Origin of the sequence: Pseudomonas sp. 34 E 7, from assembly GCF_900005715.1 — a bacterium.
GTDB lineage: Bacteria > Pseudomonadota > Gammaproteobacteria > Pseudomonadales > Pseudomonadaceae > Aquipseudomonas > Aquipseudomonas orientalis_A.
The window spans coordinates 1-23217 of the sequence record NZ_CVTX01000001.1 but is presented as its reverse complement, the minus strand read 5'-3'; the positions used below and the strand labels follow the sequence as shown (position 1 = coordinate 23217).

Genomic DNA, 23217 nt, shown 5'->3' with positions numbered 1-23217 from the left:
CCGCCGCGCGGGCCGGCCTGCAGGGGCGGCTGCTGCAACGCAGGCTCGAACAGATTCCGGCCATCGCATTACCGGCGCTGCTGCTGCTCAAGGACGGGCGCAGTACCGTGCTGCTCGGCTGGGAAGGCGATGATCAGGCGCGGGTGCTGCTCAGCGAAAGCGATGGCGGTGAAGTGCTGATCAAGCGCGAGCTGCTGGTCGACGACTACACCGGCAAAGTCTTCTTTGCCCAGCCGCAGCACAAATTCGACGTTAACCACGGCACGCTGATCCCCCGGGCGCGCTCCTGGTTTCGTGACACGCTCAAGCGTTCGCGCTGGCTGTATACCGATGCCATCGCCGCCAGCTTCCTGATCAACATCATCGCCATGGCCGCGCCGTTGTTCGTGATGAACGTGTACGACCGCGTGGTGCCGAACCAGGCCACCTCTACGCTGTGGGTGCTGGCCGTGGGCATCTGCGGCGCGTATCTGTTCGATTTGGTGCTCAAGAGCCTGCGCAGTCTGTGCCTGGACCTGGCCGGTAAAAAAACCGACCTGATCATCTCCGCCACCCTGTTCGAGCGCATCGTCGGCATGTCGATGAAGTACCGCCCGGCGCGCGTCGGCAGCTTTGCGCAGAACATCCATGAGTTCCAGAGCCTGCGCGACTTCCTCGCCTCCCTGACCCTCACCAGCCTGATCGACCTGCCGTTCACGCTGCTGATCTTCCTGGTGATCGCCCTGCTCGGTGGCCATTTGGTGTGGATTCCGGTGCTGGCGTTCCCGATTGCCCTGGGGATCGGCTACGCCCTGCAAAAACCTTTGGTCGCGACCATGGAACGCACCATGGCCCTGGCCGCCGAACGCCAGTCGAGCCTGATCGAAACCCTCGCCGGGCTGGATGCGGTCAAGGTCAACAATGCCGAGAGCGAACGCCAGTACGGCTGGGAACAGACCATCGGCACTTTGAGCCGGCTCGAGCTGCGGGTGAAATTGCTGTCGGGCCTGTCGATGAACATGACCCTGCTGATCCAGCAACTGGCCGGCGTGATCATGATCGTGTTCGGCGTGTACCAGATCATCGACGGCAACCTCAGCATGGGCGGCCTGATTGCCTGCTACATGCTCAGCGGCCGCGCGTTGAGCCCGCTGGCCTCGCTGTCGGGCCTGCTCACGCGTTACCAGCAGGCCAAGGTCACCATGACCTCGGTGGACCAGATGATGGAGCTGCCCCAGGAGCGCAATTTCGAAGAGCGCCCCATGAGCCGTCGCACCCTGCAAGGCGCCATCGAGTGCCGGGGCCTGAATTTCACCTACCCGAACCAACAGAATCCGGCGCTGAAAAACATCAACCTGGTGATCAAGCCAGGGGAAAAGATCGGCATCATCGGTCGCAGCGGCTCGGGCAAAAGCTCCCTGGCCAAACTGATCGTCGGCCTGTATCAACCCGACTCCGGCGCGTTGCTGGTGGACGGCGTGGACGTGCGCCAGATCGACGTCAGCGAACTGCGCCACAACATCGGCTACGTCGCCCAGGACATCCAACTGCTGGCCGGCACCCTGCGTGACAACCTGGTCAGCGGTGCACGGTACGTCGAAGACGAGATGGTGCTGCAAGCCGCCGAACTGGCCGGTGTGCACGAATTCGCGCGCCTGCACCCGCAAGGCTATGAGCTGCAGGTTGGCGAGCGTGGGCAGAACCTGTCCGGCGGCCAGCGCCAGAACGTCGCCCTGGCCCGTGCATTGCTGCTCAACCCGCCCATCCTGCTGCTGGACGAACCCACCAGCGCCATGGACAACACCGGTGAAGAACGCTTGAAACAACGCCTGCATGCCGTGGTGCAAAACAAGACCGTAGTCTTGGTGACGCACCGTGCCTCGCTGCTGTCCCTGGTGGACCGCCTGTTGGTGGTCGACCGTGGGCAGATCCTCGCGGACGGCCCGAAAGCCGTGGTCATGGAAGCGTTGAAAAAGGGGCAGATCAGTGTCGCTTAACTCCATCAAAAGCGCGGTCGGGCGCTACTTCAAAGGTTCCGACTCGCTGCAGGGCCAGCCGCTGCCCGAGGTCAACAAAGCGCTGATCGAAGATGCGCCGCGGGTCATCCGCCTGACCATCTGGGCCATCATCGCGTTCTTTGTGTTCCTGGTGGTGTGGGCGGGTTTCTCCGAAATCGACGAAGTGACCCGAGGCGACGGCAAGGCGATTCCGTCGTCCAAGCTGCAGAAAATCCAGAACCTGGAAGGCGGTATCGTCGCCGAGCTGTACGTCAAGGAAGGCCAGATCGTCGAGGCCGGTGCGCCTTTGATTCGCCTGGACGACACGCGGTTTGTGTCCAACGCCGGGGAAACCGAAGCGCTGCGCCTGGCCATGCAGCTGCGCGTCGAGCGCCTGAGTGCGCAGGTGGACGACCGCCCGCTGACGATTCCCGACGATGTGCTCAAGGCCGCGCCCAGCCAGGCCGCCAACGAGCGCTCACTGTATGAAAGCCGCCGCCAGCAGTTGAAAGACGAAGTCGGCGGTTTGCAGGAGCAACTGGTGCAGCGCCAACAGGAGTTGCGTGAGTTCACCTCCAAGCAAAGCCAGTACCGCAGCCAGTTGTCCCTGCAACGCCAGGAAATTAACATGTCCGAGCCGCTGGTGGCCCAGGGCGCGGTGTCGCCGGTGGAAGTGCTGCGCCTCAAGCGCGCCGAAATGGAAACCCGGGGCCAACTGGACGCCACCACCCTGGCGATCCCGCGCGCCGAATCGGCGATCAAGGAAGTGCAGCGCAAGATCGACGAGACCCGTGGCAAATTCCGCAGCGAAGCCCTGACCCAACTCAACGAAGCGCGCACCGAACTGAACAAGGCCGAATCCACCGGCCGCGCCCTGGAAGACCGCGTCAGCCGTACCCTGGTCACCTCGCCGGTGCGCGGCATCGTCAAGCAGTTGCTGGTCAACACCGTCGGCGGCGTCATCCAGCCGGGCAGCGACATGGTCGAAATCGTACCGCTGGACGACACCCTGCTGGTGGAAGCCAAGATCCGCCCGCAAGACATCGCCTTCCTGCACCCTGGACAGGAAGCGGTGGTCAAATTCACCGCCTATGACTACACCATCTACGGTGGCCTGAAGGCCAAGCTCGAACGCATCGGCGCCGACACCATCACCGATGAAGACAAGAAAACCACCTACTACATGATCACCCTGCGCACCGACCGCAGCCACCTGGGCACCGATGAGAAACCGCTGCTGATCATCCCCGGCATGGTTGCCTCGGTGGACATCATCACCGGCAAGAAAAGCATCCTCAGCTACCTGCTCAAGCCGATCATCAAGGCGCGGGCGGAGGCGTTGCACGAGCGCTGATCTCTATCGCCTGCTCCGGCCTCATCGGGTGCAAGTCGAATCGTCGCACCGCCCCTCCCACATTTGAACGTGTTCACAAATCAAGTGTGGGAGGGGCGGTGCGACGATTCGACTTGCCCCCGATAGGGCCCTCAGCATCACCAATGCATATGGATATGCCCTAACAGTATTTAAACTTCCATTCTCAGGCCTATAAATTCACTGCCCTGTCCGCCGGAAGTGAACCCAATGCCCGCCACCCTTCAAACCTTCGACATCCGCCCCTTCCCCGGCAGTGTCGGCGCCGAAATCGTCGGCCTGGATCTGTCCCAACCCGTCAACGACCAGGACTTCGCCCGCATCCACCGCGCGCACCTGGACCACCACGTCATCGTGTTCCGTGACCAACGCATCACCCCTGAACAACAGATCGCTTTCAGTCGGCGCTTTGGCGTGCTGCAGATCCACGTGCTCAAACAGTTCCTGCTGGCCAACCACCCGGAAATCCTGATCGTCTCCAACATCATCGAAAACGGCCAATCCATCGGCCTGGGCGATGCGGGCAAGTTCTGGCACTCGGACCTGTCGTACAAGGAACTGCCCAGCCTGGGCTCGATGCTGCACGCCCAGGAACTGCCGTCCGAAGGCGGCGACACCCTGTTTGCCGACATGCACAAGGCCTGGGAGCAACTGCCCGAGCACCTGCGCAACGCCGTCGAAGGGCGCCGCGCCGCGCATTCCTACACCGCGCGTTACAGCGAAACCAAATTCGAAGGTAACTGGCGCCCGACCCTGACCCCTGAACAGCTCGCCCAGGTGGCCGAAGTGGTGCATCCCATCGTGCGCACCCATCCTGAAAACGGCCGCAAGGCGCTGTTCGTCAGCGAAGGTTTCACCACCCGCATCGTCGGCCTGCCGGATGACGAAAGCCGCGACCTGCTGGCCCAGCTCTACGCTCACAGCGTGCTGCCGGAAAACATCTACCGCCACCAGTGGCAGCCCCACGACCTGGTGTTCTGGGACAACCGCTCGCTGATCCACCTGGCCGCCGGTTGCCCGAGTCACCTGCGGCGCAAATTGTTCCGTACCACCATCCAGGGCGATGCGCCGTTCTGAACCGGTAAAGCCTGCTAGGATTGCGCCCAATTCACTCCCGATCGATCACGAGTGCTTGGCATGCAACTACCGGACATGAACCTGCTGGTCGCCCTCGACGCCTTGCTCGATGAAGGCAGCGTGGTGGGCGCGGCGCGGCGGATGAACCTGAGCCCGGCGGCCATGAGCCGCACCCTTACGCGTATCCGCGAAGCGGTCGGCGATCCGATCCTGGTACGCGCCGGTCGCGGCCTGGTACCGACCCCCAAGGCGCTGGAGCTGCAAGGCCAGGTGCGCACTGTGGTGGAGCAGGCGGCGTTGCTGTTTCGCTCGGCCGATCAAGTGGACTTGAGCACCCTGCGCCGCCGCTTCAGCGTGCGCGCCAATGACTTTTTCATCGGCGTGTATGGCGGTCGCTTGTTCGACACCATGCAGCGCGTGGCGCCGTTCTGCGAGCTGCGCTTCGTGCCCGAAGGCGACACCGACGACGAAGCGCTGCGCGAAGGGCGGTTGGACTTGCGCGTGAGCAACACCCTGCCGGCGAGCCCCGAAGTGAAGGTGCAGAACCTGTTCTCGACCACCTTCGTCGGCCTGGCGCGGGAAGATCATCCGCTGTTCGACGCAGAGATCACCGCCGCGCGGTTTGCCAGTTATTCCCACATCAGCATCTCGCGGCGCGGCATCGCCCGTGGGCCGATCGATACCGCGTTGAATGCCCAGGGCCTGGAGCGCCGCGTGGCAATGATCGCCCCGGGCTTTCACGGTGCGATGTTCATGCTGCCCGACTCCGACCTGCTGCTGCCGGTGCCCAAGGAAGCGCTCCTGAGCGCTACGCGCCTGAAGCTGCCGCTGCGCGCATTCCCGCTGCCAATCTCATTGCCGACGCTGGTATTGGCCCAATCCTGGCACCCACGCTTTGACAAAGACCCGGCGCACAAATGGCTGCGCGAAACCATGCGCGAAAGCTGCCACGCCACCTGGCTCGAAGCCCAGCCCTCAGCCAGTCTGTAGGAGCGAGCTTGCTCGCGAAAAACGTCAACGATAACGCCTGTTTCCTGAATGAACACGGCGCCTGTGAGTTTTTCGCGAGCAAGCTCGCTCCTACATGAGGGCTTGGCCCCTCCAATCATGGATTGCGTCTGACGCACTTATAAACTGACAACAAGTAACTTTTTGTCATGCTAGAGCCTGATTAAACTGCTCGGGTATTTCTTTATTCCGAGTTACCTGTCCATGACATCCCTCGCTGCCCCCGCCTTCGAGGCTGCAGCCAAACCCACTGCGCCCAGCCCACCGGTATTCGGTCCGCGCATCATCATCGGCCTGGTCGGCGTGCTGCTGGCGGTGCTGGTGTCCGGCCTCAACGAGATGGTCACCAAGGTCGCCCTCGCCGATATCCGTGGTGCGCTGTACATCGGCTTTGACGAAGGTACCTGGCTGGTCGCGGCCTACACCGCCACCTCCGTGGCGGCGATGGCGTTCGCGCCGTGGTGTGCGGTGACGCTCTCGCTGCGCCGCTTCACCCTGTGTGCCATCGGCCTGTTTACCCTGCTCGGCATCCTGTGCCCGTTCGCACCGAACTACGAAAGCCTGCTGCTCCTGCGCACGGTGCAAGGCCTGGCCGGTGGCGCGTTGCCGCCGATGCTGATGACCGTGGCGCTGCGGTTCCTGCCGGCCAACGTCAAGTTATACGGCTTGGCCGGTTATGCCCTGACGGCCACCTTCGGCCCGAGCCTGGGCACGCCGCTGGCGGCGCTGTGGACCGAATACGTCGGCTGGCAATGGGCGTTCTGGCAGATCGTCGGGCCTTGCCTGCTGGCGATGGCCGCCGTGGCCTACGGCTTGCCGCAGGATCCGCTGCGCCTGGAGCGTTTCAAGCAGTTCAACTGGCGCGGTCTGCTGTTGGGCTTCCCGGCCATCTGCATGCTGGTGATCGGCCTGTTGCAAGGCAATCGCCTGGACTGGTTCGAGTCAGGCCTGATCACCTTCCTGCTCAGTGGCGGCACGCTGCTGATGGTGCTGTTCATGCTCAACGAATGGTCGCAGCCGCTGCCGTTCTTCAAGTTGCAGATGCTCGGCCTGCGCAACCTGTCGTTCGCGTTGATCGTGCTGGCCGGGGTGTTGATGGTGTTGACCTCGATCATCATCATCCCGTCGAGTTTTCTCGCCCAGGTCCAGGGTTACCGCCCCCTGCAAACCGCGCCGGTGATGCTGCTGATGGCGCTGCCGCAACTGATCGCGCTGCCGCTGGTGGCCGCGCTGTGCAACCTGCGCCGGGTCGATTGCCGCTGGGTGCTGGGGATAGGCCTGGGCATGCTGGTGCTGGGCTGCATCGGCAGTTCGCACCTGACGTCGGCATGGATTCGCGATGATTTTTATGGCTGGTACCTGCTGCAGATTTTCGGCCAACCGATGGCTGTGCTGCCGCTGCTGATGCTGTCCACCGGCAGTATCCAGCCCATCGAAGGGCCGTTCGCCTCGGCCTGGTTCAACACCGTCAAGGGCCTGTCCGCCGTGATCGCCACCGCTGTGCTGGACACGCTGACCACCCAGCGCGGGCATTTTCACTCGACCATGCTGGTGGACCGCCTGGGCAATTCGCCCCTGGCCGACGGCGACGCGCCGGGCCTGGCGCAGCGCCTGCACGCGCAAGTCGTGGTGCTCACCTCTTCGGATCTGTATGTCGTCATGGCCGGTGTCGCGGTGGCGCTGATCCTGCTGATTTTCTGGATGCCTACGCGGATTTTTCCGCCTCGCGCACCGACCTGACACCCCAAGGATTTCTCATGAAACGCAAAGACAAAATCGCCGTCTCCGTTATCGCTGTGTTTGCCGTCGGCGTGCTGGTGTACCTGGTTGCGCCAGGCCTCCTGGGCAGCCGGCGCCAGACCACCAACGACGCCTTCGTCGCCGCCGATTTCACCCTGGTCGCCCCTCGCGTGGCCGGGTTCATCAAGGAAGTGCTGGTGCAGGACAACCAGCGCGTCAAAGCCGGCCAGCTGTTGGCGTTGATCGATGACCGCGACTTTCGCGCCGCCGCCCAGGCCGCCGACGCTGACACCTTGGTCGCCCAGGCCCAACTGAAAAACGCCAGCGCGACCCTGGAGCGCCAAAGTTCGGTGATTGCCCAGGCCCAGGCCACCGTGGCGGCGGACCGTGCCGAAGTGGCGTTTGCCGAACACGAACTGAACCGCTACAACCACCTTGCCGGCGTCGGCGCAGGCACTGTGCAGAACGCCCAGCAAGCCAAGACCCGCATCGACCAGGCCACCGCACGCCTGGCCAAATCCACGGCAGTGCTGGCCGCCGAACGCAAGCAAGTGGAAATTCTCACGGCCCAGCGTGACGCCGCCGAAGGCGGGCTCAAGCGCGCCCAGGCCGCACTGGAAATGGCCAGTTATCAGCTGTCCTACACGCGCATCGTCGCGCCGGTGGACGGCATGGTCGGTGAGCGGGCGGTACGGGTCGGCGCCTATGTGACACCGGGCAGCAAGATCCTTGCGGTCGTGCCGCTGGCCGAGGCCTATGTCGTGGCCAATTTCCAGGAGACGCAACTGTCCCACATGCGTGCCGGCCAAGCTGTGCAAGTGCGCGTCGACAGCCTCGACGGCGAGTTGCTCAACGGTCACCTGGAAAGCCTGGCACCGGCCACCGGGGTGACCTTCGCCGCGGTCAAGCCGGACAATGCCACCGGCAACTTCACCAAGGTGGTGCAGCGTATTCCGGTGAAGATCGTGCTGGAGCCCGATCAGCCGCTGACCGAGCGCTTGCGCGTCGGTATGTCGGTGGAGGCCAGTGTCGACACACAGGCGGTCGCGCCCCACCCTGAGGTGGCCCAGCAATGAGACAGTTCGCCTGGCTCACCTTGAGCCTCATCAGCCTGAGTGCCTGCACCGTCGGCCCGGATTTCCAACGGCCGCAAGGCCCGCAGGTGGCCCAATGGAGTGAGCCCCAGGGGCGTCAGGCAGCCAGTCGTGCCAGCAGCGACCCGTTGCAGGAGCGCTGGTGGGACGTGTTCCACGACGAGCAGTTGTCAGCGCTCACGCGCCGCGCCCTCAGCGATAACCTCGACCTGAAGCTGGCCAGCAGCCGCCTGCAACAAAGCCGCGCGATGCGCCAGGTGACCACCGCCGAACGCTACCCCGACGTCGATGCGGGCGGCGGTTACCAGCGCAAGCGCAACAGCGCTAAAGGCTTGAACGACCCTTCCGGCGAGAACGGCCGCTCGGCCTTCAGCCAGTGGGACATGGGCTTTTCCGCTGCCTGGGAGCTGGACTTCTGGGGCCGGGTCAAGCGCGAGATCGAAGCCGCCGACGCCACCCTGGACGTTGCCGAAAACGACCGCCGCGCCGTGTTGCTGTCGGTGCTGGCCGAGACCGCGCAGGACTACATCCAACTGCGCGGCGTACAGAACACCCGCGCCGTCACCGAGCAAAACCTCGACGTCGCCCGCCACAGCCTCAAGCTCTCGCAACTGCGCCTGGCCGACGGTGTGGCGACCGACCTGGACGTGGCCGAAGCCGCCGCCCAGGTCGCCGCCATCGAAGCACGCCTGCCCGATCTGCAGCAGCGCCAGGATCAGTTGATCAACGCCCTGAGCCTGCTGATGGGCGAGCCGCCGCAAGCCCTGCACGCGCAGCTGTCCAAGGACGCGGCCGTGCCGCAGACCCAGCGCCAGGTCGCCATCGGCCTGCCATCGGAACTGGCCGAGCGCCGCCCGGACATCCGCCAGGCCGAAGCCCGTTTGCACGCCGCCACTGCCAGCATCGGCGTGGCCAAGGGTGATTTCTATCCGCGCATCACCCTGTCCGGCAGCCTCGGCTCCCAGGCCCTGCAACTCTCGGACTTCGGCTCCTGGGGCTCACGCGCCTTCGCCTTCGGCCCGCAATTGAGCCTGCCGCTGTTCAACGGCGGGCGCCTGCAAGGCATGGTCGATTTACGTGAAGCCCAGCAACAGGAAGCGGCGCTGGCCTACCAGCAAACCGTGCTGCGCGCCTGGCATGAGATCGACGACCAACTGACCCGCTACAACGCCAGCCAACTGCGCCGCGACAGCCTCGCCGAAGCCGTGCGCCAGAACCAGATCGCGCTCACCACCGCGCAACACCAGTACGTCGAAGGGGTAGCGGATTTCGTCAATGTGCTCACCGTGCAAAGCGCGCTGCTGGCGACCCAGGAACAGTGGGTGGAAAGCTCCACGGGCGTGTCGTTGGCCATGGTCGGCTTGTACAAGGCGTTGGGAGGAGGGTGGGAGTCGGTGTATCCGTTGCAGGCTGTTCAGTGATCGGAGGAAATCGGGCGTACCCACAAGACCCGCGTCTCGCTGTGCTCCAGTAATTTGGATTGCTGCTACGACGAATGGCCAAAGGTGGTGTCGAGCGTAACCTACGTTTGGTAACAGCTTTTTTACGTACGCAATAACATGAACGTGACGTCGTCTTCGGTTGCGCACCCGTCAAGGGTACGTTCTACGACGGCCTTGAACTGATCTTCGGCTGAGAGTTCGGCCCAGAATCCATCTGTCGCCATGATCCATGTCGTGTCTAGTGTTTTGCGGGCTGGAGAGTTGGCGATGAGCGAATGGCTCAGATCGCCTCTCCAGTTTGGGCCGCAATGAGGTGAGTTCACCCAGTTCAGGCGTTGAGACTTCTCCAGATGGCCCAGGCAGCAATCACCTGCGTGAATGGAGATTGCTGTGTGACCAACTACCAGCAATACAAGGTAGCTGGTGGACGCCAATGGAAAGTCTGGACAGATGTTTGAATGCACTTCGTCGAGGGAAGTAAGCACCAGCATCAGGGCGTGTTCAGGACAAGACACCACAACAGGGTGCGCATGGCGAAAACACTCAAGCAGGTGGTGACTCAAAGCGCTTACCAATTCGCCACTATTTGGTTTTGAAGTGCCGTCGGCAATCACGTAGAGGTGTGTGCCAGCATTGTGTGCCGAGCCGCTGACATCGCGGTTCTCTATCCTGCCGGTTCCTTGCCGACTCAAGTTCAATTGCAGGATCAAGCGGTTGCTCCGAATCCAATCAACGCGGTCAGTCGTTCGTGAATCAACGCCGTACGAGCTGGATCCTGGGCGGTGCTTTGGATCACGTCCTCAAATGCGGGTAACGCAAGCAGTGCCGTAAATTGTTCGCTCACGAAATGCCGCAGTTCGATAGGCGCCTGTTTCACTTCTTCGATGAGTTCTTCCCTGCCATCCAATAGGGCGATGATGTCTTCAATGTCGTTGGACATCAGTACATCGCCATGACCGCGCCCCTGATAGGCCTGCAATTTGGCTGCGAGGAACCAGGGTGCGGCGAACACTCTGATCCGTGTTCCGTTGGGCAAGGTGCAGCCAATGGCGCGTTCCAACCCGCCCACGAACCAAGTATTGGCGAAGCCTAGGACGTTCTCCTGCGTCGGCATGAAATCGACTTTCAACTGGCCCAGTCGTAAACGGCAAGTTACCGAGTCTTGGCCAGTGTTTTTGAAACCTCGATGTTTGAGTTTTTCTTCCAGCCGATACCAATCAGTGGTGCCTGTCAGATGAATGACCAAGTCCACATCATCGGTACCGCGAATCGACTCCAGGGTGTATTCGTCAGTGATAAGCAAGGCAGTGGTGCATCCACCGACAAAGGCAACCTGCTCACATAACTCTTCGCCCAGGGCCTCGGCAACCTCCTCAAGCATTCGCAGCATCATTGCTCGGTTGGACGTCACAGTATCCACTCCCGCAGCATGGCGTCGGCGACTTTGGTCTCACGCGGTCCGCCGATGCGGATGGCATCAACGAGGGCCAGGAAATGATAGAGAAGCTCGTCTTTCTTCACGGCGCCGGGAACGGTTTTGTACAACGGTGTAATTGCCTGCCCTTTGCTTTTTCCGTAGGCATCTGGCCAGACGGGAATAAGGTCGCCTCCGCTCATCACTTTGCCTGCCAATACCGGTGCGGCAAAGGCCGTTGGAATGCCTCGGACGATAGCGCCAGGCTTAACCGGAAAAATATAGCGAATGCTGTGCGTAACCAAATCCAGCAGCGCTGTGCTTCTTACCAGCGGGATTCCATCGATTTGCCTCGTATAAATCAAGCCGATTTCCCTGCAACGATTCAGGGATGAAGACACTTCGGTTTTGCTCAGACCCAAAGCTGAGGACAGCGCTCTCACAGAGTAGTTTTGCGAAGCGTGTTCTTCAGAATCCTCGTCTGCGTCATCCCACCCGCGCCAGTCATCCATTGTTGAAAGTTGAACGGTTTCGAAGTTTTCAATATAGGCCGCAAGACTTTGAAAACCGAGGGCCGCGGCGTCTTTCTCCACAGAAAACACCCGTTTTTTTACCCGCTCCCCTTTGGCCCGTAATTCGAGGCTGATCAGTTTGAACAGGACTACGATGTCTTGACTTTTCATATGGCCCCAAAAGTTAGTGTCCTCTGTCCGCGGACAGAGGACACTTTCTTGCATAAATTTAACCGACGTGTCAACGATTCTGCAAAAACACCACATACCCCCGAAACCACTCACTCCCCTGCAAATACCCCGGCGCCTCCCACTCTCCACCCTGAATCAAGCCGACCTTGAACGGCACGCCCATCCGGTTCATCCAGGGCAAATAGGCCGCGTAGTCTGGAATGCTGTGGCGTCCCTGATACGTCTGCACCACCACTTCATCCACCACGCCCTTGAGTTGGGCGATGGCGGCCGGGTCGGCGTTGCTGCTCCAGTCCATCAAGCCGGTGATGCTCAAGCGCAGGTCGGCCGGCAGGCGCTGGCGCAGGTCGCGCAGGAAGGCGGCGTATTCGTGCAGGTATTGGGTGCGGGCGTCGAAGTCGATCTGGATGCCGACCACCGGGTTGCCCGCGTCACGCCAGCGTTGCACCTGGCCGAGCAGTTGGGTGTAGACCGGTTCCGGCCAGTGCAAGGTGTGGGCGCGGTAGACCACCCAGACAGTGCCCTGGGTGATGCGCGGCACGCTCATGCCCTGGGCGATCAATCGCACGCCGCGTTGCGGTGCGCGGCGCGTGGAGTTGATCTGGCCCTGGAGGATGTACAGGGTTTTGGCCTGCTTGATTACCGGCTGGGGCGTGACGCCACTCCACAACCAGAAGGCGTCGTAGTCACGGGCGTCGACGGCGCCGAAGGCCGGGCTCGCCAGCAACAGCAAGCCCAGCCACAGCGACTTCACCAGTAGTACTGCAGCGATTTGCCCCACTGCGTGTCGGCGTAACCGCTCTTGAGCTGGCGGAACCAGCCTTTGCGCACGGCCGGCGCCACGTCTTCACCGCCGCAACTGTTGTAGCCGGCCGGCGCGTAGCAGTTGATGGCGCGAAACAGTGCGTAGGCCTTGTCGGTTTTCGGTGCCTTGGCGTTGGCGATCACCTGCTTGTAGCCGTCCAGACGCGAGAAGGTCTCACCCTTGAAGTCCGAGGCTGTGCTGCCCAGGCTGCCGGCGGCGCGGGGTTGTTCCAGGGGCATGCCGTCCAGGCCGTTGCGCAGGATGAACTCACCGAAACAGTTCAGGGCGTGGGGGTTTTTTGCATCCTCCTGCAAGGTCGCGGCGGTTTGCGCGATGCCTGGGCAGGCGTAGCCGGATTCGGCCTTGTCACCGTTCCACTGGAACAGCTTCAAGGTCTGGCCGCTGGTGTAGGTGTAGCCCAGGCTGGTGCCGAGCTTGTCTTCGGACAACGAGGCTTGCTTGAGGTCGTCGGCAAAGGTCGCGAACTGGCGGTGCAACAGGTCTTTGTAGAGCAGCACGAATTGTGCGCTCTGGCGTTCGGTCGGGTCGCTGGCATTGGCGATCTGCTGGCGCAGCAGGTCGGGGCCGGCGACGTTGCGCAGCAGGATGTAACGTACCTGTTTGGCGCTGATCGGCGAGTCGGCGGCGAATACCTTGGTCAGTTGGCCGCTGCGCTCGTAGTTCATCGCCAGGGCCAGCTCCAGCTGGTCGCGTTGCAGCGGTTGCCTGGCCAGCGGCAGCAGTTGCAGCCACAGGGCTTGCGCACCTGCCCAGTCTTGTTTGGCTTCCAGGGCCAGGGCGCGCAGGGTTTGCTGGCTGAAGGCGAAATAGTCCAGGGTTGACGGCACGTCCGCCGGCAGATGCTTGAGGGCAGTGTCGGGTTGATGCTCGACATACAGGGCATACGCCGCTTGCAGGTAGTCGAACAATGCCGGCTCGTTGGCGAAGGTGCTCTTTTGCTTGTCGAGGTCTGCGCGGCTCAACAGGGGCGGGGTGTGGGCACGCATCGCCATCAGGTCGCTGACCACCTGCAGCATTGGGCTGTTCGTCGACGTGTTGCCGGCCATCAGTAACTTGAGGTCGGCCTCTTCGACCAATTCGTCCACGCTCACATTGCGCTGGGCGTCGGTGGCCTCGGTCAGTTGCCAGGTGAAGTCTTCGGCAAGCCTGGCATCGTCGTTCGCCAGCCAGTGCACCCGTCGCAGCAGGCCACGGGCGGAGGCCACGTAATCGCCTTGTGGATACGTTTTCAGATAAGCGAGAAAGCCTTGTTCGGCGTGGTTCAACGCGGGCTTGTCCACCTTCTCGCGCTGCGGCATGCCGTATTCGTCGAACGCTTGGGCCTGGGCCTGGTTCAGCGAGGTGCGCGCGGTCATGTACAGCGCCGTTTCCTTCAGCCAGGGCGCATCGCTGGTCGCGGCGGCGGCGAAACCGCGCTCGGCGTCACCGAAGCGGCCACTGTAGAAGTCAGCGGCGGCCTGCAAATAAGTGCGAAACAGCTGGGCGTTGGCCGAGGGCGTCAACTGCGCGTCCACCACTTGGCCGTCCCAGTCGCAGGTCGTCAGCAGCTGCAAACGGGCTTTGACCAATACGTCGCGCTCAGCCGGCGGCATATCGGCCTTGATCACTTGGCTGATAAACGCCGTGGCGCTGTCGTCATTGTTGCTGCGGCAGCGGCTGCCTTCACCATTGAGGAAGGCTTCGCCGGCGGTCTTGTATTCTTCGCGCTTGATGCCCAGCGGCTGGAGCAGGGTGTCGAGCTCGGCAGTGCGCGAATCGTCCGCCTGGTTATCGGGCTCATCGCTCGCGGCTGGAATCGGCATCAGGCGATACACCGGAAACGGCACCGGGCCGAACCCTTGGGCCAAGTCGTCTTCGCCCAAGGCATTGGGCGTCAGCGGCGCGGCTTTTTTATCGGCCAGCAACAGGCGCAGGTTGACCCGGCTATCGTTGCCCGGGCTGAGGAAAGGCTGGTTGCTGCACGGTTCGAGACTGTCACGCGAGACCCGCCAGTCGGGGTAGCACGAGTCGTCGGAACTGGCTTGGGCCGCCAGGGGAATAACGGCCAGCAAGGCCAGAGCCAGAGGTGACAGCAAACCGATGCGCATAACGTTTCCTTGATCCTGAGTCCGTGGAGGAGGGCAATCATAGCCTGATCCTACGAGTGCTTCGGTGAAGGCCTACGCAAATTGTTGATTTGTCTGATTCCAGCAACGGGCCCACCGCTTTTGGCCTAAAGTGGCGGTGTTTGCGCATGCGCAGGGTGTGTCCTGTAGAGGGCAGTCGTAACGGAGTCGATATGCGTCGGTCGGTGGTAGAGCAAAATGAAAAAGTCCGGGTCTTGCCTGCGTTCAATCGCCTGACCCGGGACGGCGCCGGGTGGCTCAGCCGCCTCTGGTGGGTGCCGATCCTGGCGCTGGCCATGGTCCTGCGGTTCTACCACCTGACGTCGGCGGCGATCTGGGGTGACGAAGGCTCGAGCCTCTTGCTCAGCGAATATGCGCTGGCCGACCTGTGGTTTCACGCCGCCCACGATGTGCATCCGCCGCTGTATTTTGTGCTGCTGCGCGGCTGGATCGAAGTGTTTGGCGACAGCATCTGGTCGATCAGGAGCATGAGCGCCATCCCCGGTGCCGTCGTGGTGGGGCTGGGGATCTGGCTGACGCGGCAGCTGTCCACCCGTCGCGCCGCGCTGCTGGCCGGCATCCTGCTGGCGCTGCTGCCGACGGCGGTGCGCTACAGCCAGGAAGTACGCATGTATTCGCTGCTCGGCGTATGGCTGTTGGGGGCGACGCTGGCGTTGGTCTACTGGCTGCGCCAGCCCGAGCGCACGCTTTACCTGGCCGCTTATGTGCTGTTGATGAGCGCCGGTTTCTACACCCATTATTTCACCGCGCTGTGTGTGGTGGTGCACTGGGCGTACCTCGGGCTGCACTCGCCAGGCCCGCGTCTGATCACGCGCCCGGCATGGTGGGTGGCCAACGCCACGATTGTGGTGTTGTACCTGCCCTGGCTGCCGAACCTTCTGGACCTGGTGCAGCACGTCGAACAACTCAAGGTAGGCGGGGACATTGGTTGGGAAGAGCCGGTCAACCTGCTGTCCCTGCCCTCGATGATCTGGCAGTTCGTGTTGCAGGATGAAGGCGTTGATTTCTGGGCGCCGCTGTTCTGGACCTTTCCGCTGCTGTTGGGAGCGGTGGTCTGGGTGACGGCATGGCGCAACCCCGGGGCTCGTTTGCCTGCGTTGTTTTTCTTGCTGCCGTTGCTGTTGGTGTACGGTGTGTCGTTTATCTCGCCGGTCTTTATCGAGCGCTATCTCACGGTGTACGCCCTGGGTTTGCCGATCGTCCTGGCGATGGCCATCGACCGCTTGCCGTCACGCCTGTCATGGTTGGGCGCAGCGCTGTTGGTGCTGTTTGTGGGCATGGAACTGCTGGGCCTGAAGAACAACTTCGAGGTGGATGAGCAGGATCAATTCAACGTGCCGGTGGAGTTCGTCAATCGCAATTACCAGGAGGACGACCGCATCGTCCTCAGCGACATGATGTGGTACCTCAGCTACGTGTATTACGACCAGACCGACGCGCAGTTGCAGCTTTATACCCCGCCCAAACCCGACGGCACCTCGACGCGACCGAATGCCTATGGCTTCGGCACGCTGGTGGACCAGGACGGCGGACGCATCTATCTGGATCGCCTGTCAGCACTGCCTGTTCAAACGCGGCGGGTATGGTTGATCAGCAGCAACGAAGCGCCGGATGAATTCGCGCCGCTGCCGAACGGCTGGCGCGAACTCAGTCGCCAGGACGGCGGAGGCGCCAGGGCGCGGTTGTTCGTGTTATGCAACGTACCGGCGCCGCAGCCTGAAGGCTGCCGCTAGACGAAGGCGTGAAGGTCTGGAGTGTCTGGCGGTGGCGTAAAAAATGCTGATCGGCTGGCGGTTCCTCACGCCGTCACTGCGGACCAGGGAGCATTCAGCTCCCGTGCGCTTAAGGCATCAATCAGGCGTGTCACTTTCGGGAGGCCACTGGCGAGCGGTATGCACCAGAGCTACGATTCTCACCACACTTGGCTCAAGTTGATAAACCAGGCGGTAGCTCGGGTGAGGAATGACTTCGCGTGTGCCCGAGATCCGACCCAAGGGGCCAATTTCCGGATTGTGGGCCAAGCCAGCCGCTGCAATACTGAAACGCCGGTCCATATCGGCAGCGGCCTGTGGGTTTTTATCGAATAGGAAATCCCAGATATCTCGACGGTCCTGCCCTGCTTCGGGTGTCCAGGCGACCCTCATTCCTGGTTATCTACTTGAGCGCGCCTTGCCGCGAATTCAGCTTCCAAAGCTTCATTGGAAATCTCTCGGCCCGCTTGTATGGATGCGCGCGAGGCATCGACTTTGCGCTGTAAGAATTCGTCATATTCTCTGGATTCCTGTTGCGCCTGTACGAACTTACGCATCATTTCGCGCACGATTTGCGATGCCGGGCGATGAGAGGCTTCGCATTCCGCCATGAATTGGTCGCGCAACTCCGATTCGAGTTTCAGTGTGAAGACGGCTAATTTGGACATGTACAAGTCCCTCCAATTTTGTATGGACGAAGTATATACATCGTCATTACGTATGAGTGGGGCGACATGAAGTGAGGTGACTGACGGTCGTAATCATCAGGCCGGTTGCACAGCCCCAATCATCACCCTAACGTCCGCCTCGTCGCCGCACATCGGCGATCGGATTTGGCGATCCGTACATCTACCCCATGGAACAGTTCACTCGACTCAAATCCAACCCAACCAGCGTCCCTGTCCTGGCCTTCAACACCTTCGCCCCCTCGCACCTGCTCCACGAAACAGCCCGCAGCCGCATCCGTATCGGCACTGAGCTGCTGGAAACCCTTACCGCCAAAACGCACAGCCAGAACCTCCATCACTTGGTCACGGCCGCGCAGCAGGCCTGAGGCCGGCAGTCCATCACGAGAGAGTGATCGGTCAGCCGCTGATGTTTTGCGGGTCGGCCGCACGCTCCCTGTAATGCGATGTAATGTCCTGTAATACCCCCACCCCCTCAACCTGCCAATACTCCTCCCACGGACCATCACCGCGACCAGCGGCCGTACCCTCAATGGCACACGTGGAGAACGATCAACATGGCTAACCCTTATCAGCTGACCCTGAAAAACAACTCTGTGAACCCATGGACTTTTTACGTCTACCAGACGGTACCGAATCAGTCCGCCAGCAACATCTTCTCGCTGGCGTGGTTCGCCAGCCCCTTCACTATCGCTCAAGGCACTCAAATCACTTTCGAGTGGACGATCGACTACGGCTTCGTATGGGGCGCGGTCGGCGAGGTGACGCCAGGCGTAACCTTCAACGCTTCGGATTGCGTCGGCGCCGACCTGGTCGACAGCAACACGATCAAGTTTTCCAACAACGCCAACACACCGTCTTTCAGCTCTCCGGCCAAAGGCAGCCCCTCCGGTTCGCTGGTGATCACCGCTGACAACTCAGTGCCCAACAAAAAATTCACGGTGGGCATGAGCGTCGGCGGTTCTGCTGCATTCGTCATGGAGGCGGGCCCGAACCTGACTCACCATTTCACCCCGACGCCGACCTACTACATCGCTGCCGGTTTCGAAGTCAAAGTCGGTACCGTTCTCGATGTCACTACGGTGAATCCGACCCAACAAGTGATTTTCCCTGACAACATTTATGCGCTGTCCTACGCCCTGGGTACGGACAACCGCTGGGTGAGCGCCTAAGCGGCATTGCGGCGGCGTTCGGGTAGCCCTGGCGCTGCCGTCGCCGGTGGCGGGCGGGTCTGGCCGTAGCGCCAGCCTTGCCCGTGATCGGTTTACGCCCTCAGCTTCGGAAAAGACACTATGCCCAGCAACCCCCACTACACGCTGTGGTTTGTCAATCAATCACTACGCAGTGGCCAAGCGTGCCTGTATCACGACCTTGCCAACGCCGCCTGTAATCAGCAGGGCGTGCGCCAGCATGCGTGGCGCGTCGCCGGGGCCAATCCGGGGGTGGTGGTTTGTTTTGAGTGGTGTCTGGACTACGATTTTGTCTGGCTCGATGACAGCGAGGCCACCAGCAGTTGCCAATTCGCCAGCGCCAAGCCCGAGATGGGAAGTGCTGTAATACTTGCCCAAACGCACTTTGGTTACGAATTTCGCGAGCGTCCCGAACCCGCGCCCAGTGGCCAGTTGATCATCCAGGGCGACCGCAGCTTGATCGCCACCCTGGCTCCAGGCGCAGGCCTGGGCATGCACGGCGGCGCCACACTCAGTGTGAACGCCGGCCCGAATATCACCACTGTATTTACGCCGGCGCGCAAGGCGCAGCTGGCCTACTGGATCAGCTTCGGTGCCTATGACCTCAAACCCAATGCGCCCCTGCATCCAGCCCAGTTCAACCTGCCGGCACGCATACGCTTTCCTGATCAGGTCTGCACCATGACGGCTGTCCTGGATGCGCAAAACGAGTGGACGCTCAGTACCGGTGAACCGTCGCCCAATCAGTTCAGGCAGAACCAGCCATGAAGGCACCGATCTATAGCCTGCGCCTGGCAAACGCCTCCGACCGCGACTGGACCTTCTTCGTCTACCAGGCTGCCGTCACGAAGGACGAGCGCATCGCCTCCCTGGTATGGATCGCCAGCCCCAGCCTGGTGCCGGCCGGTTCCCATGCGCTGCTGATGTGGCACGCCGAGCCCAGTTTCATCTGGTCGACCCATTCCCAGCACCCGTCGCCCATGCCCTTTACCGCCAGCGGCCAGTGCGTCGTCGACCTGGGGGTGGACCATGGCGTGCTGTTCAATCTGGACAACAACGCGCCCAGTTTTGAGTCGTGCACCCGCGCGGTGGCGCCGGGGCCGTGGACCATCGCGGTCGAGGACAACGTGCCCGACCACACCTACCTGATCGGAACCTGCATGGACGGTGCCGGTACTTTGGTGAGCACTGCAATGACATCCCGGCAATACGACTTCACCCCCGCTTACTGCATAGCGGCCGCAAACCATGTCGGCGCCGCCAGCGTGGTCGACCACAGTCGCCACCACCCGACGCTGAGGGTCCATTTTCCCGCTGACGTCTACGCGCTGAGTTTTTATCTGGATGAACACCATCACTGGCACCCAGGCGCCAAAAGCGGGATTTCCCCGCCATGCATTGATCGCCACCGTCCCGCTCAATAAGGAAAAAACATGACTAATCACATCAGCATCGGCGCCATTACCACGCCAAATCCCACGCTCTTCGTCGACATGGCCACATTGGATGCCACGGACCCCGACGCGGTGGAGTACCTCATTCAGACGCAGCCCCCCGGCTCCAACTGGTTTTACGTCAACCAATTCTGCTCATTGCTGACCACTTACTGGCTCAACGATCCAAACAGCCCGCAGGTTTACGGCCTCTCGAACCTGGTCGACGCCGTCAAGATCACAGCAGCCGGGCAACTGATCACACTGCTGGGCCTGGACAGTCAAACGAAGGAAGCGCAGTTGTCTATCGCCAACGCCAGCGTCGTCCTGCCTGCCGCCTTCGTTACAGCACTGCCAACGTATCCAGCAGGAACCAAGATTTGGGCCGGCAACAATGTGCACGTGCTGGGCTTTCTGATTACTCCCTCAACCACTCCCGGAGCGGATGTGCCCTTAACGTATACCGCTTACGACTCCAACATCGGTGTCGTGCAATTGGGACTGCTGCTTGCAGACTTGCCCCAGCGGCTGACAAAGATGGGCTATACCAGCCTGGTGGTAGGAGTGCCGGCATAAACGGCCAGGGCGCCGCCAGCCCGGCTGGCTGGCGCGCAACCTGCTCCAAGGGTTCAGCCCCGATCCCCCGTACGAGGAACGCACATGCCTGCTATTGCCGTGAACCAACGCGTCGTCCAGGGGGCGCTGAGCCAAGTCCCTTACGGGCATTCCATCGGTACCGATAACTGCTCGATTGGCGTAGGAATGATTGCGCGGATGAGTGACGGATCGTCCTGGTGCGCTCACTTCAACTGCAGCCTGCCAGGCAATCTCGACCAATTGGCGGCCATCCAGGCCGCCACGTTTTCGACATTGAGCGGCGCACTCCGCAGCGCGCCCTTGAGCCTGGATGCGTGTACCGGCGGCCAACTGAAGGGCGGCACCGCCGCGATCTGGGCCGGCATACAGCAATACTTCAACCAGGCAAAAAATCGCAGTTCGACACTCACCGACATCAAAACCGGCTGCAACGGCATTTATGCCGACCGCACCAAAGGCGTTCGCTGCCTGGGGGCTGCAGAGCACCTGAGCGGCCACCCAGCCCCGAGCAACAGCAAGGCCACCGTGCCGCCACCGCTCCAGGGTTTTGATACCGATAGCGTGCTGGATGAAAAGATGGTGCTGGAGTTTGTTTCGCGTCATTACGGGTTTTGCCTGCGTTACCTTTCCCATGAGGACAACGCGAACAAAGGCGATCTGAGTGCCGACGAAGCGCTGCTTATCCGACAACACGGCCTCGGGCTGATGCCGGTGCAGCACGTGCGCTTCTACCCCTGGTCGCCGACCGGCGCGTTGGGCAAAGAGTATGGGCAATACGCCGTGGCCCACGCCCAGACCGTTGGCATACCCCACGGCGTCAGCGTCTGGATGGACCTGGAAAACGTCAATATCAAAAGCGCGGCGCAGGCGGTGATTGACTACTGCAATGCCTGGTTCCTGGCTGTGAAAGACGCGGGCTACTCGCCCGGCCTCTATGTCGGCGCCAATAGCGGACTGAGCGGCGAGCAGCTCTACCAATTGCCGTTCCAGGCCTACTGGAAATCCATCAGCAGCGTGCCGGACATTCCGGGGCGCGGCTACCAAATGGTGCAGTCGATCCCGCCCAAAGCAGTCTCGAGCAAGCTGCCGATAGCGATTGATTCGAACTATGCGACCACCGATAACAAGGGCGGGTACCCGCAATTGTGGCCCGCCCTGCTCCCATCCTAGTGGGTTGACGGCCAGAAGCGGCCCTCCAGTGCCGAACCCCGCGTGATCTGAAAGTACAGGCTGCCAATGCGCAATTCGCGACGCCGCCGCTCGATCAGCTCGGGTGCCTGGCCGGTGGCCGCGATGGCCCTTCGGAACTGGGTGCGGGCGCGAAAAATGTGGATATTCAAGTGCGCCTCGTCGATGCCCAGGCTTTGGGCCAGCTCCGCCGTCTCGATCCATCCCTGGCTGGAGAGGTCCAGCCCGCGTTCGGCGTCACGCAAGCGATGCCTGGCCAGCGCCAGCACGCTGTAATGGTGGGTGCGCTCACCCAGCGCGATTGATGCGACCTGCGTCGCGACCTGCAAGGTGACGTGTTCCTCGTTCAGGCTCACCGCAAAATCGAGGCGCAGCGCCTCCTGGCGCGCCGCAACATCCGTGTCGGTTATCGGTTCTGCTGAATTGCCCATGGTGTCCGCCGTTCAGAATGCCAAGTATCGAATGAAAGGGGAAAACGCTGTCGATGCCGCTCACAGCCACAACTGTGCCCAAGGGGAGCCAGCGCCGCTGGTGAACTTGATCAAGTAGTTGACTGCAATGTTGCTGGGGCGTGTCTCAAACTGGCTGACACCGGCGCTCAACACATTGCCTTGGGCGTCCGTCGGTGCCGATGTCACCGACTGCCCAGGCGTGGCGCTGTCTGCCGAGCCGGCTTCGACGATCTGCACGGCCACGGGCACGGTTTGATAGGTGTGTTCGTGAGTCAGCATCGCGGCAGTCTGGCGCGAGCCGATCCCCGCCTTGACCTTAGCGCTGCCGGTGGGGTCGGTGCGTATCGCGGTGTCCGGGTCCTTAAGGGCGCCACAATCGTTGCCACGCAGGAACGTGCCACGGTAATCGGGGATATGAAAGGTCGCGCCGCTGCCGCCGTACAGGTAACCCAGCATGGCGTGCAGCTCCTCGTACACGCTCACTTCAAGCTCGCGCCCGTCGCATAACATCCAGCCCCATGCCTCAATCGGGAGCAGGCTGCTGTCCGCCGTTACGTCTGCAGGTTTGGCGGTATTCGGCACCGGGGTGCCCACAGCCCCCGCGAAGGCGGTCACCGCCCCGACCGGCAAGCTGCCGTCCGACACCAGGCCCATCGGCCACGCGCCGTGACGCCTGCTCATAGAATGCCCTCCAGGGAAACGCCGTCGATCACTTGCATCGCCGTGGGCACCAGGATCTCCCAGGGTTGGCCGACGCACTGAGCGCCGTCGTGCGCTGTCTCGCTCGACTTCAGCGCGTTGACGGTGGCCACGTCGTGGGCTTCGACCGGTACGCTGTCATCGCCCGCCTGCCAGAGCTGGCCGGAAGATAGCAGGTAGAGCACAGACAAGGCCTTGCGCGGCCGGGCCGGCACCAGCACCCGGGCCAGATCGGCAGCCTGGAAGGCCGCCAATGGCGACAGAGCCTCGCCGTCATCGTCGACTGCCAACGGATAATGCGCGCCGTCCTCCTGGCGATAGAACTGAATATTCATCTCATCCCATTCGAACAGATCGTCGATAAATTGCACGCGTCCCGGCCCCGCCAGGGTGCCGCCCGCGAACGTCGGCGCAGACGGGTCCAGGTCGCCGGTCAACTCGG

24 protein-coding genes are annotated in these 23217 nt (G+C 61.9%); 14 read left to right on the top strand and 10 right to left on the bottom strand.

Annotated features, from left to right (window positions below):
- The 7 genes from BFP96_RS00115 to BFP96_RS00085 all read left to right on the top strand — a co-directional run.
- Positions 1 to 1976 (top strand): type I secretion system permease/ATPase (locus tag BFP96_RS00115; protein WP_065935337.1); only part of this gene is annotated, 1976 nt, incomplete at its 5' end.
- Complete coding sequence (locus tag BFP96_RS00110) at positions 1966 to 3330, top strand: HlyD family type I secretion periplasmic adaptor subunit (protein WP_065886609.1); 1365 nt, start codon at positions 1966 to 1968, stop codon at positions 3328 to 3330. The genes BFP96_RS00115 and BFP96_RS00110, both read left to right, overlap by 11 nt.
- A gap of 228 nt (positions 3331 to 3558) precedes the next feature.
- Positions 3559 to 4425 carry a TauD/TfdA dioxygenase family protein gene (locus BFP96_RS00105; RefSeq protein WP_065932722.1) on the top strand — a complete coding sequence of 289 codons (867 nt, stop codon included), beginning with the start codon at positions 3559 to 3561 and terminating at the stop codon, positions 4423 to 4425.
- 60 nt (positions 4426 to 4485) lie between these two features.
- The gene (locus BFP96_RS00100; RefSeq protein WP_065894046.1) at positions 4486 to 5415 is read left to right on the top strand and encodes a LysR family transcriptional regulator; all 930 of its coding nucleotides are present in this window, start codon (positions 4486 to 4488) and stop codon (positions 5413 to 5415) included.
- Between the two features lie 222 nt (positions 5416 to 5637).
- Complete coding sequence (locus BFP96_RS00095; RefSeq protein WP_065935336.1) at positions 5638 to 7173, top strand: MFS transporter; 1536 nt, start codon at positions 5638 to 5640, stop codon at positions 7171 to 7173.
- A gap of 17 nt (positions 7174 to 7190) precedes the next feature.
- Positions 7191 to 8249 carry an HlyD family secretion protein gene (locus BFP96_RS00090; RefSeq protein WP_065935335.1) on the top strand — a complete coding sequence of 353 codons (1059 nt, stop codon included), beginning with the start codon at positions 7191 to 7193 and terminating at the stop codon, positions 8247 to 8249.
- The gene (locus tag BFP96_RS00085; protein WP_065935334.1) at positions 8246 to 9688 is read left to right on the top strand and encodes an efflux transporter outer membrane subunit; all 1443 of its coding nucleotides are present in this window, start codon (positions 8246 to 8248) and stop codon (positions 9686 to 9688) included. Before BFP96_RS00090 ends, BFP96_RS00085 begins: the two co-directional genes overlap by 4 nt.
- 122 nt (positions 9689 to 9810) lie before the next feature.
- Here the strand turns inward: BFP96_RS00085 and BFP96_RS00080 are convergent, their stop codons facing one another.
- The 5 genes from BFP96_RS00080 to BFP96_RS00060 form a co-directional block, all read right to left on the bottom strand.
- A complete protein-coding gene (locus BFP96_RS00080) occupies positions 9811 to 10419 on the bottom strand; it encodes a serine/threonine protein phosphatase (RefSeq protein WP_065935333.1) in 609 nt (202 codons plus the stop codon).
- A complete protein-coding gene (locus tag BFP96_RS00075; protein WP_065935332.1) occupies positions 10416 to 11120 on the bottom strand; it encodes a hypothetical protein in 705 nt (234 codons plus the stop codon). Before BFP96_RS00075 ends, BFP96_RS00080 begins: the two co-directional genes overlap by 4 nt.
- On the bottom strand, positions 11117 to 11806 hold the full coding sequence (locus BFP96_RS00070) for a hypothetical protein (RefSeq protein ID WP_065894052.1): 690 nt from the start codon (positions 11804 to 11806) through the stop codon (positions 11117 to 11119). Before BFP96_RS00070 ends, BFP96_RS00075 begins: the two co-directional genes overlap by 4 nt.
- A 70-nt stretch (positions 11807 to 11876) precedes the next feature.
- Positions 11877 to 12581, bottom strand: coding sequence for a DUF3142 domain-containing protein (locus BFP96_RS00065; RefSeq protein ID WP_065935331.1), 705 nt, complete (start codon positions 12579 to 12581; stop codon positions 11877 to 11879).
- A complete protein-coding gene (locus BFP96_RS00060) occupies positions 12578 to 14740 on the bottom strand; it encodes an outer membrane assembly lipoprotein YfiO (protein ID WP_065935330.1) in 2163 nt (720 codons plus the stop codon). The genes BFP96_RS00065 and BFP96_RS00060 overlap by 4 nt, the downstream gene beginning before the upstream one ends.
- Before the next feature lie 191 nt (positions 14741 to 14931).
- Here BFP96_RS00060 and BFP96_RS00055 point away from each other — a divergent pair, with 191 nt between their 5' ends.
- Positions 14932 to 16512 carry a glycosyltransferase family 39 protein gene (locus tag BFP96_RS00055; protein WP_065935329.1) on the top strand — a complete coding sequence of 527 codons (1581 nt, stop codon included), beginning with the start codon at positions 14932 to 14934 and terminating at the stop codon, positions 16510 to 16512.
- 117 nt (positions 16513 to 16629) lie between these two features.
- On the opposite strand, the gene BFP96_RS28585 is transcribed toward BFP96_RS00055, so the two are convergent.
- Together BFP96_RS28585 and BFP96_RS00050 are read right to left on the bottom strand one after the other, a co-directional pair.
- Complete coding sequence (locus BFP96_RS28585; protein WP_083203129.1) at positions 16630 to 16923, bottom strand: type II toxin-antitoxin system RelE/ParE family toxin; 294 nt, start codon at positions 16921 to 16923, stop codon at positions 16630 to 16632.
- Complete coding sequence (locus BFP96_RS00050) at positions 16920 to 17198, bottom strand: antitoxin of toxin-antitoxin stability system (RefSeq protein ID WP_065895703.1); 279 nt, start codon at positions 17196 to 17198, stop codon at positions 16920 to 16922. Before BFP96_RS00050 ends, BFP96_RS28585 begins: the two co-directional genes overlap by 4 nt.
- Positions 17199 to 17386: 188 nt before the next feature.
- Between BFP96_RS00050 and BFP96_RS00045 the strand changes: the two genes are divergently transcribed.
- The 6 genes from BFP96_RS00045 to BFP96_RS29885 all read left to right on the top strand — a co-directional run bounded on the left by BFP96_RS00045 (position 17387) and on the right by BFP96_RS29885 (position 21606).
- Positions 17387 to 17584, top strand: a complete 198-nt coding sequence (locus BFP96_RS00045) for a hypothetical protein (RefSeq protein WP_065935328.1) — start codon at positions 17387 to 17389, stop codon at positions 17582 to 17584.
- Between the two features lie 189 nt (positions 17585 to 17773).
- Positions 17774 to 18388: a hypothetical protein gene (locus tag BFP96_RS00040; RefSeq protein WP_065894059.1), complete on the top strand. Its 615-nt coding sequence runs from the start codon at positions 17774 to 17776 to the stop codon at positions 18386 to 18388.
- A 120-nt stretch (positions 18389 to 18508) separates the two neighbouring features.
- Complete coding sequence (locus BFP96_RS00035) at positions 18509 to 19174, top strand: hypothetical protein (RefSeq protein WP_065935327.1); 666 nt, start codon at positions 18509 to 18511, stop codon at positions 19172 to 19174.
- Entirely contained in the window at positions 19171 to 19830 is a 660-nt protein-coding gene (locus BFP96_RS00030; RefSeq protein WP_065935326.1) for a hypothetical protein, read from the top strand. The genes BFP96_RS00035 and BFP96_RS00030 overlap by 4 nt, the downstream gene beginning before the upstream one ends.
- A gap of 9 nt (positions 19831 to 19839) precedes the next feature.
- A complete protein-coding gene (locus BFP96_RS00025; RefSeq protein WP_065886624.1) occupies positions 19840 to 20415 on the top strand; it encodes a hypothetical protein in 576 nt (191 codons plus the stop codon).
- Between the two features lie 84 nt (positions 20416 to 20499).
- Positions 20500 to 21606: a glycoside hydrolase domain-containing protein gene (locus tag BFP96_RS29885; protein WP_139113287.1), complete on the top strand. Its 1107-nt coding sequence runs from the start codon at positions 20500 to 20502 to the stop codon at positions 21604 to 21606.
- On the opposite strand, the gene BFP96_RS00015 is transcribed toward BFP96_RS29885, so the two are convergent.
- The 3 genes from BFP96_RS00015 to BFP96_RS30765 form a co-directional block, all read right to left on the bottom strand.
- The gene (locus BFP96_RS00015; protein ID WP_065886625.1) at positions 21603 to 22055 is read right to left on the bottom strand and encodes a hypothetical protein; all 453 of its coding nucleotides are present in this window, start codon (positions 22053 to 22055) and stop codon (positions 21603 to 21605) included. The genes BFP96_RS29885 and BFP96_RS00015 overlap by 4 nt on opposite strands.
- Before the next feature lie 60 nt (positions 22056 to 22115).
- Entirely contained in the window at positions 22116 to 22757 is a 642-nt protein-coding gene (locus tag BFP96_RS00010) for a tail fiber protein (protein WP_205901652.1), read from the bottom strand.
- Positions 22754 to 23217, bottom strand: a 464-nt coding sequence (locus tag BFP96_RS30765) for a hypothetical protein (protein ID WP_218188730.1), incomplete at its 5' end; no start/stop codon positions are given. The genes BFP96_RS30765 and BFP96_RS00010, both read right to left, overlap by 4 nt.

Excerpts from the sequence above, each read along its gene's own strand:
- BFP96_RS00105 (WP_065932722.1), top strand. The coding sequence starts at position 3,559 with ATGCCCGCCACCCTTCAAACCTTCGACATCCGCCCCTTCCCCGGCAGT.
- BFP96_RS00100 (WP_065894046.1), top strand. The coding sequence starts at position 4,486 with ATGCAACTACCGGACATGAACCTGCTGGTCGCCCTCGACGCCTTGCTC.
- BFP96_RS00095 (WP_065935336.1), top strand. The coding sequence starts at position 5,638 with ATGACATCCCTCGCTGCCCCCGCCTTCGAGGCTGCAGCCAAACCCACT.
- BFP96_RS00090 (WP_065935335.1), top strand. The coding sequence starts at position 7,191 with ATGAAACGCAAAGACAAAATCGCCGTCTCCGTTATCGCTGTGTTTGCC.
- BFP96_RS00085 (WP_065935334.1), top strand. The coding sequence starts at position 8,246 with ATGAGACAGTTCGCCTGGCTCACCTTGAGCCTCATCAGCCTGAGTGCC.
- BFP96_RS00070 (WP_065894052.1), bottom strand. The coding sequence starts at position 11,806 with ATGAAAAGTCAAGACATCGTAGTCCTGTTCAAACTGATCAGCCTCGAA.
- BFP96_RS00060 (WP_065935330.1), bottom strand. The coding sequence starts at position 14,740 with ATGCGCATCGGTTTGCTGTCACCTCTGGCTCTGGCCTTGCTGGCCGTT.
- BFP96_RS00055 (WP_065935329.1), top strand. The coding sequence starts at position 14,932 with ATGCGTCGGTCGGTGGTAGAGCAAAATGAAAAAGTCCGGGTCTTGCCT.
- BFP96_RS28585 (WP_083203129.1), bottom strand. The coding sequence starts at position 16,923 with ATGAGGGTCGCCTGGACACCCGAAGCAGGGCAGGACCGTCGAGATATC.
- BFP96_RS00050 (WP_065895703.1), bottom strand. The coding sequence starts at position 17,198 with ATGTCCAAATTAGCCGTCTTCACACTGAAACTCGAATCGGAGTTGCGC.
- BFP96_RS00045 (WP_065935328.1), top strand. The coding sequence starts at position 17,387 with ATGGAACAGTTCACTCGACTCAAATCCAACCCAACCAGCGTCCCTGTC.
- BFP96_RS00040 (WP_065894059.1), top strand. The coding sequence starts at position 17,774 with ATGGCTAACCCTTATCAGCTGACCCTGAAAAACAACTCTGTGAACCCA.
- BFP96_RS00035 (WP_065935327.1), top strand. The coding sequence starts at position 18,509 with ATGCCCAGCAACCCCCACTACACGCTGTGGTTTGTCAATCAATCACTA.
- BFP96_RS00030 (WP_065935326.1), top strand. The coding sequence starts at position 19,171 with ATGAAGGCACCGATCTATAGCCTGCGCCTGGCAAACGCCTCCGACCGC.
- BFP96_RS00025 (WP_065886624.1), top strand. The coding sequence starts at position 19,840 with ATGACTAATCACATCAGCATCGGCGCCATTACCACGCCAAATCCCACG.
- BFP96_RS29885 (WP_139113287.1), top strand. The coding sequence starts at position 20,500 with ATGCCTGCTATTGCCGTGAACCAACGCGTCGTCCAGGGGGCGCTGAGC.
- BFP96_RS00015 (WP_065886625.1), bottom strand. The coding sequence starts at position 22,055 with ATGGGCAATTCAGCAGAACCGATAACCGACACGGATGTTGCGGCGCGC.
- BFP96_RS00010 (WP_205901652.1), bottom strand. The coding sequence starts at position 22,757 with ATGAGCAGGCGTCACGGCGCGTGGCCGATGGGCCTGGTGTCGGACGGC.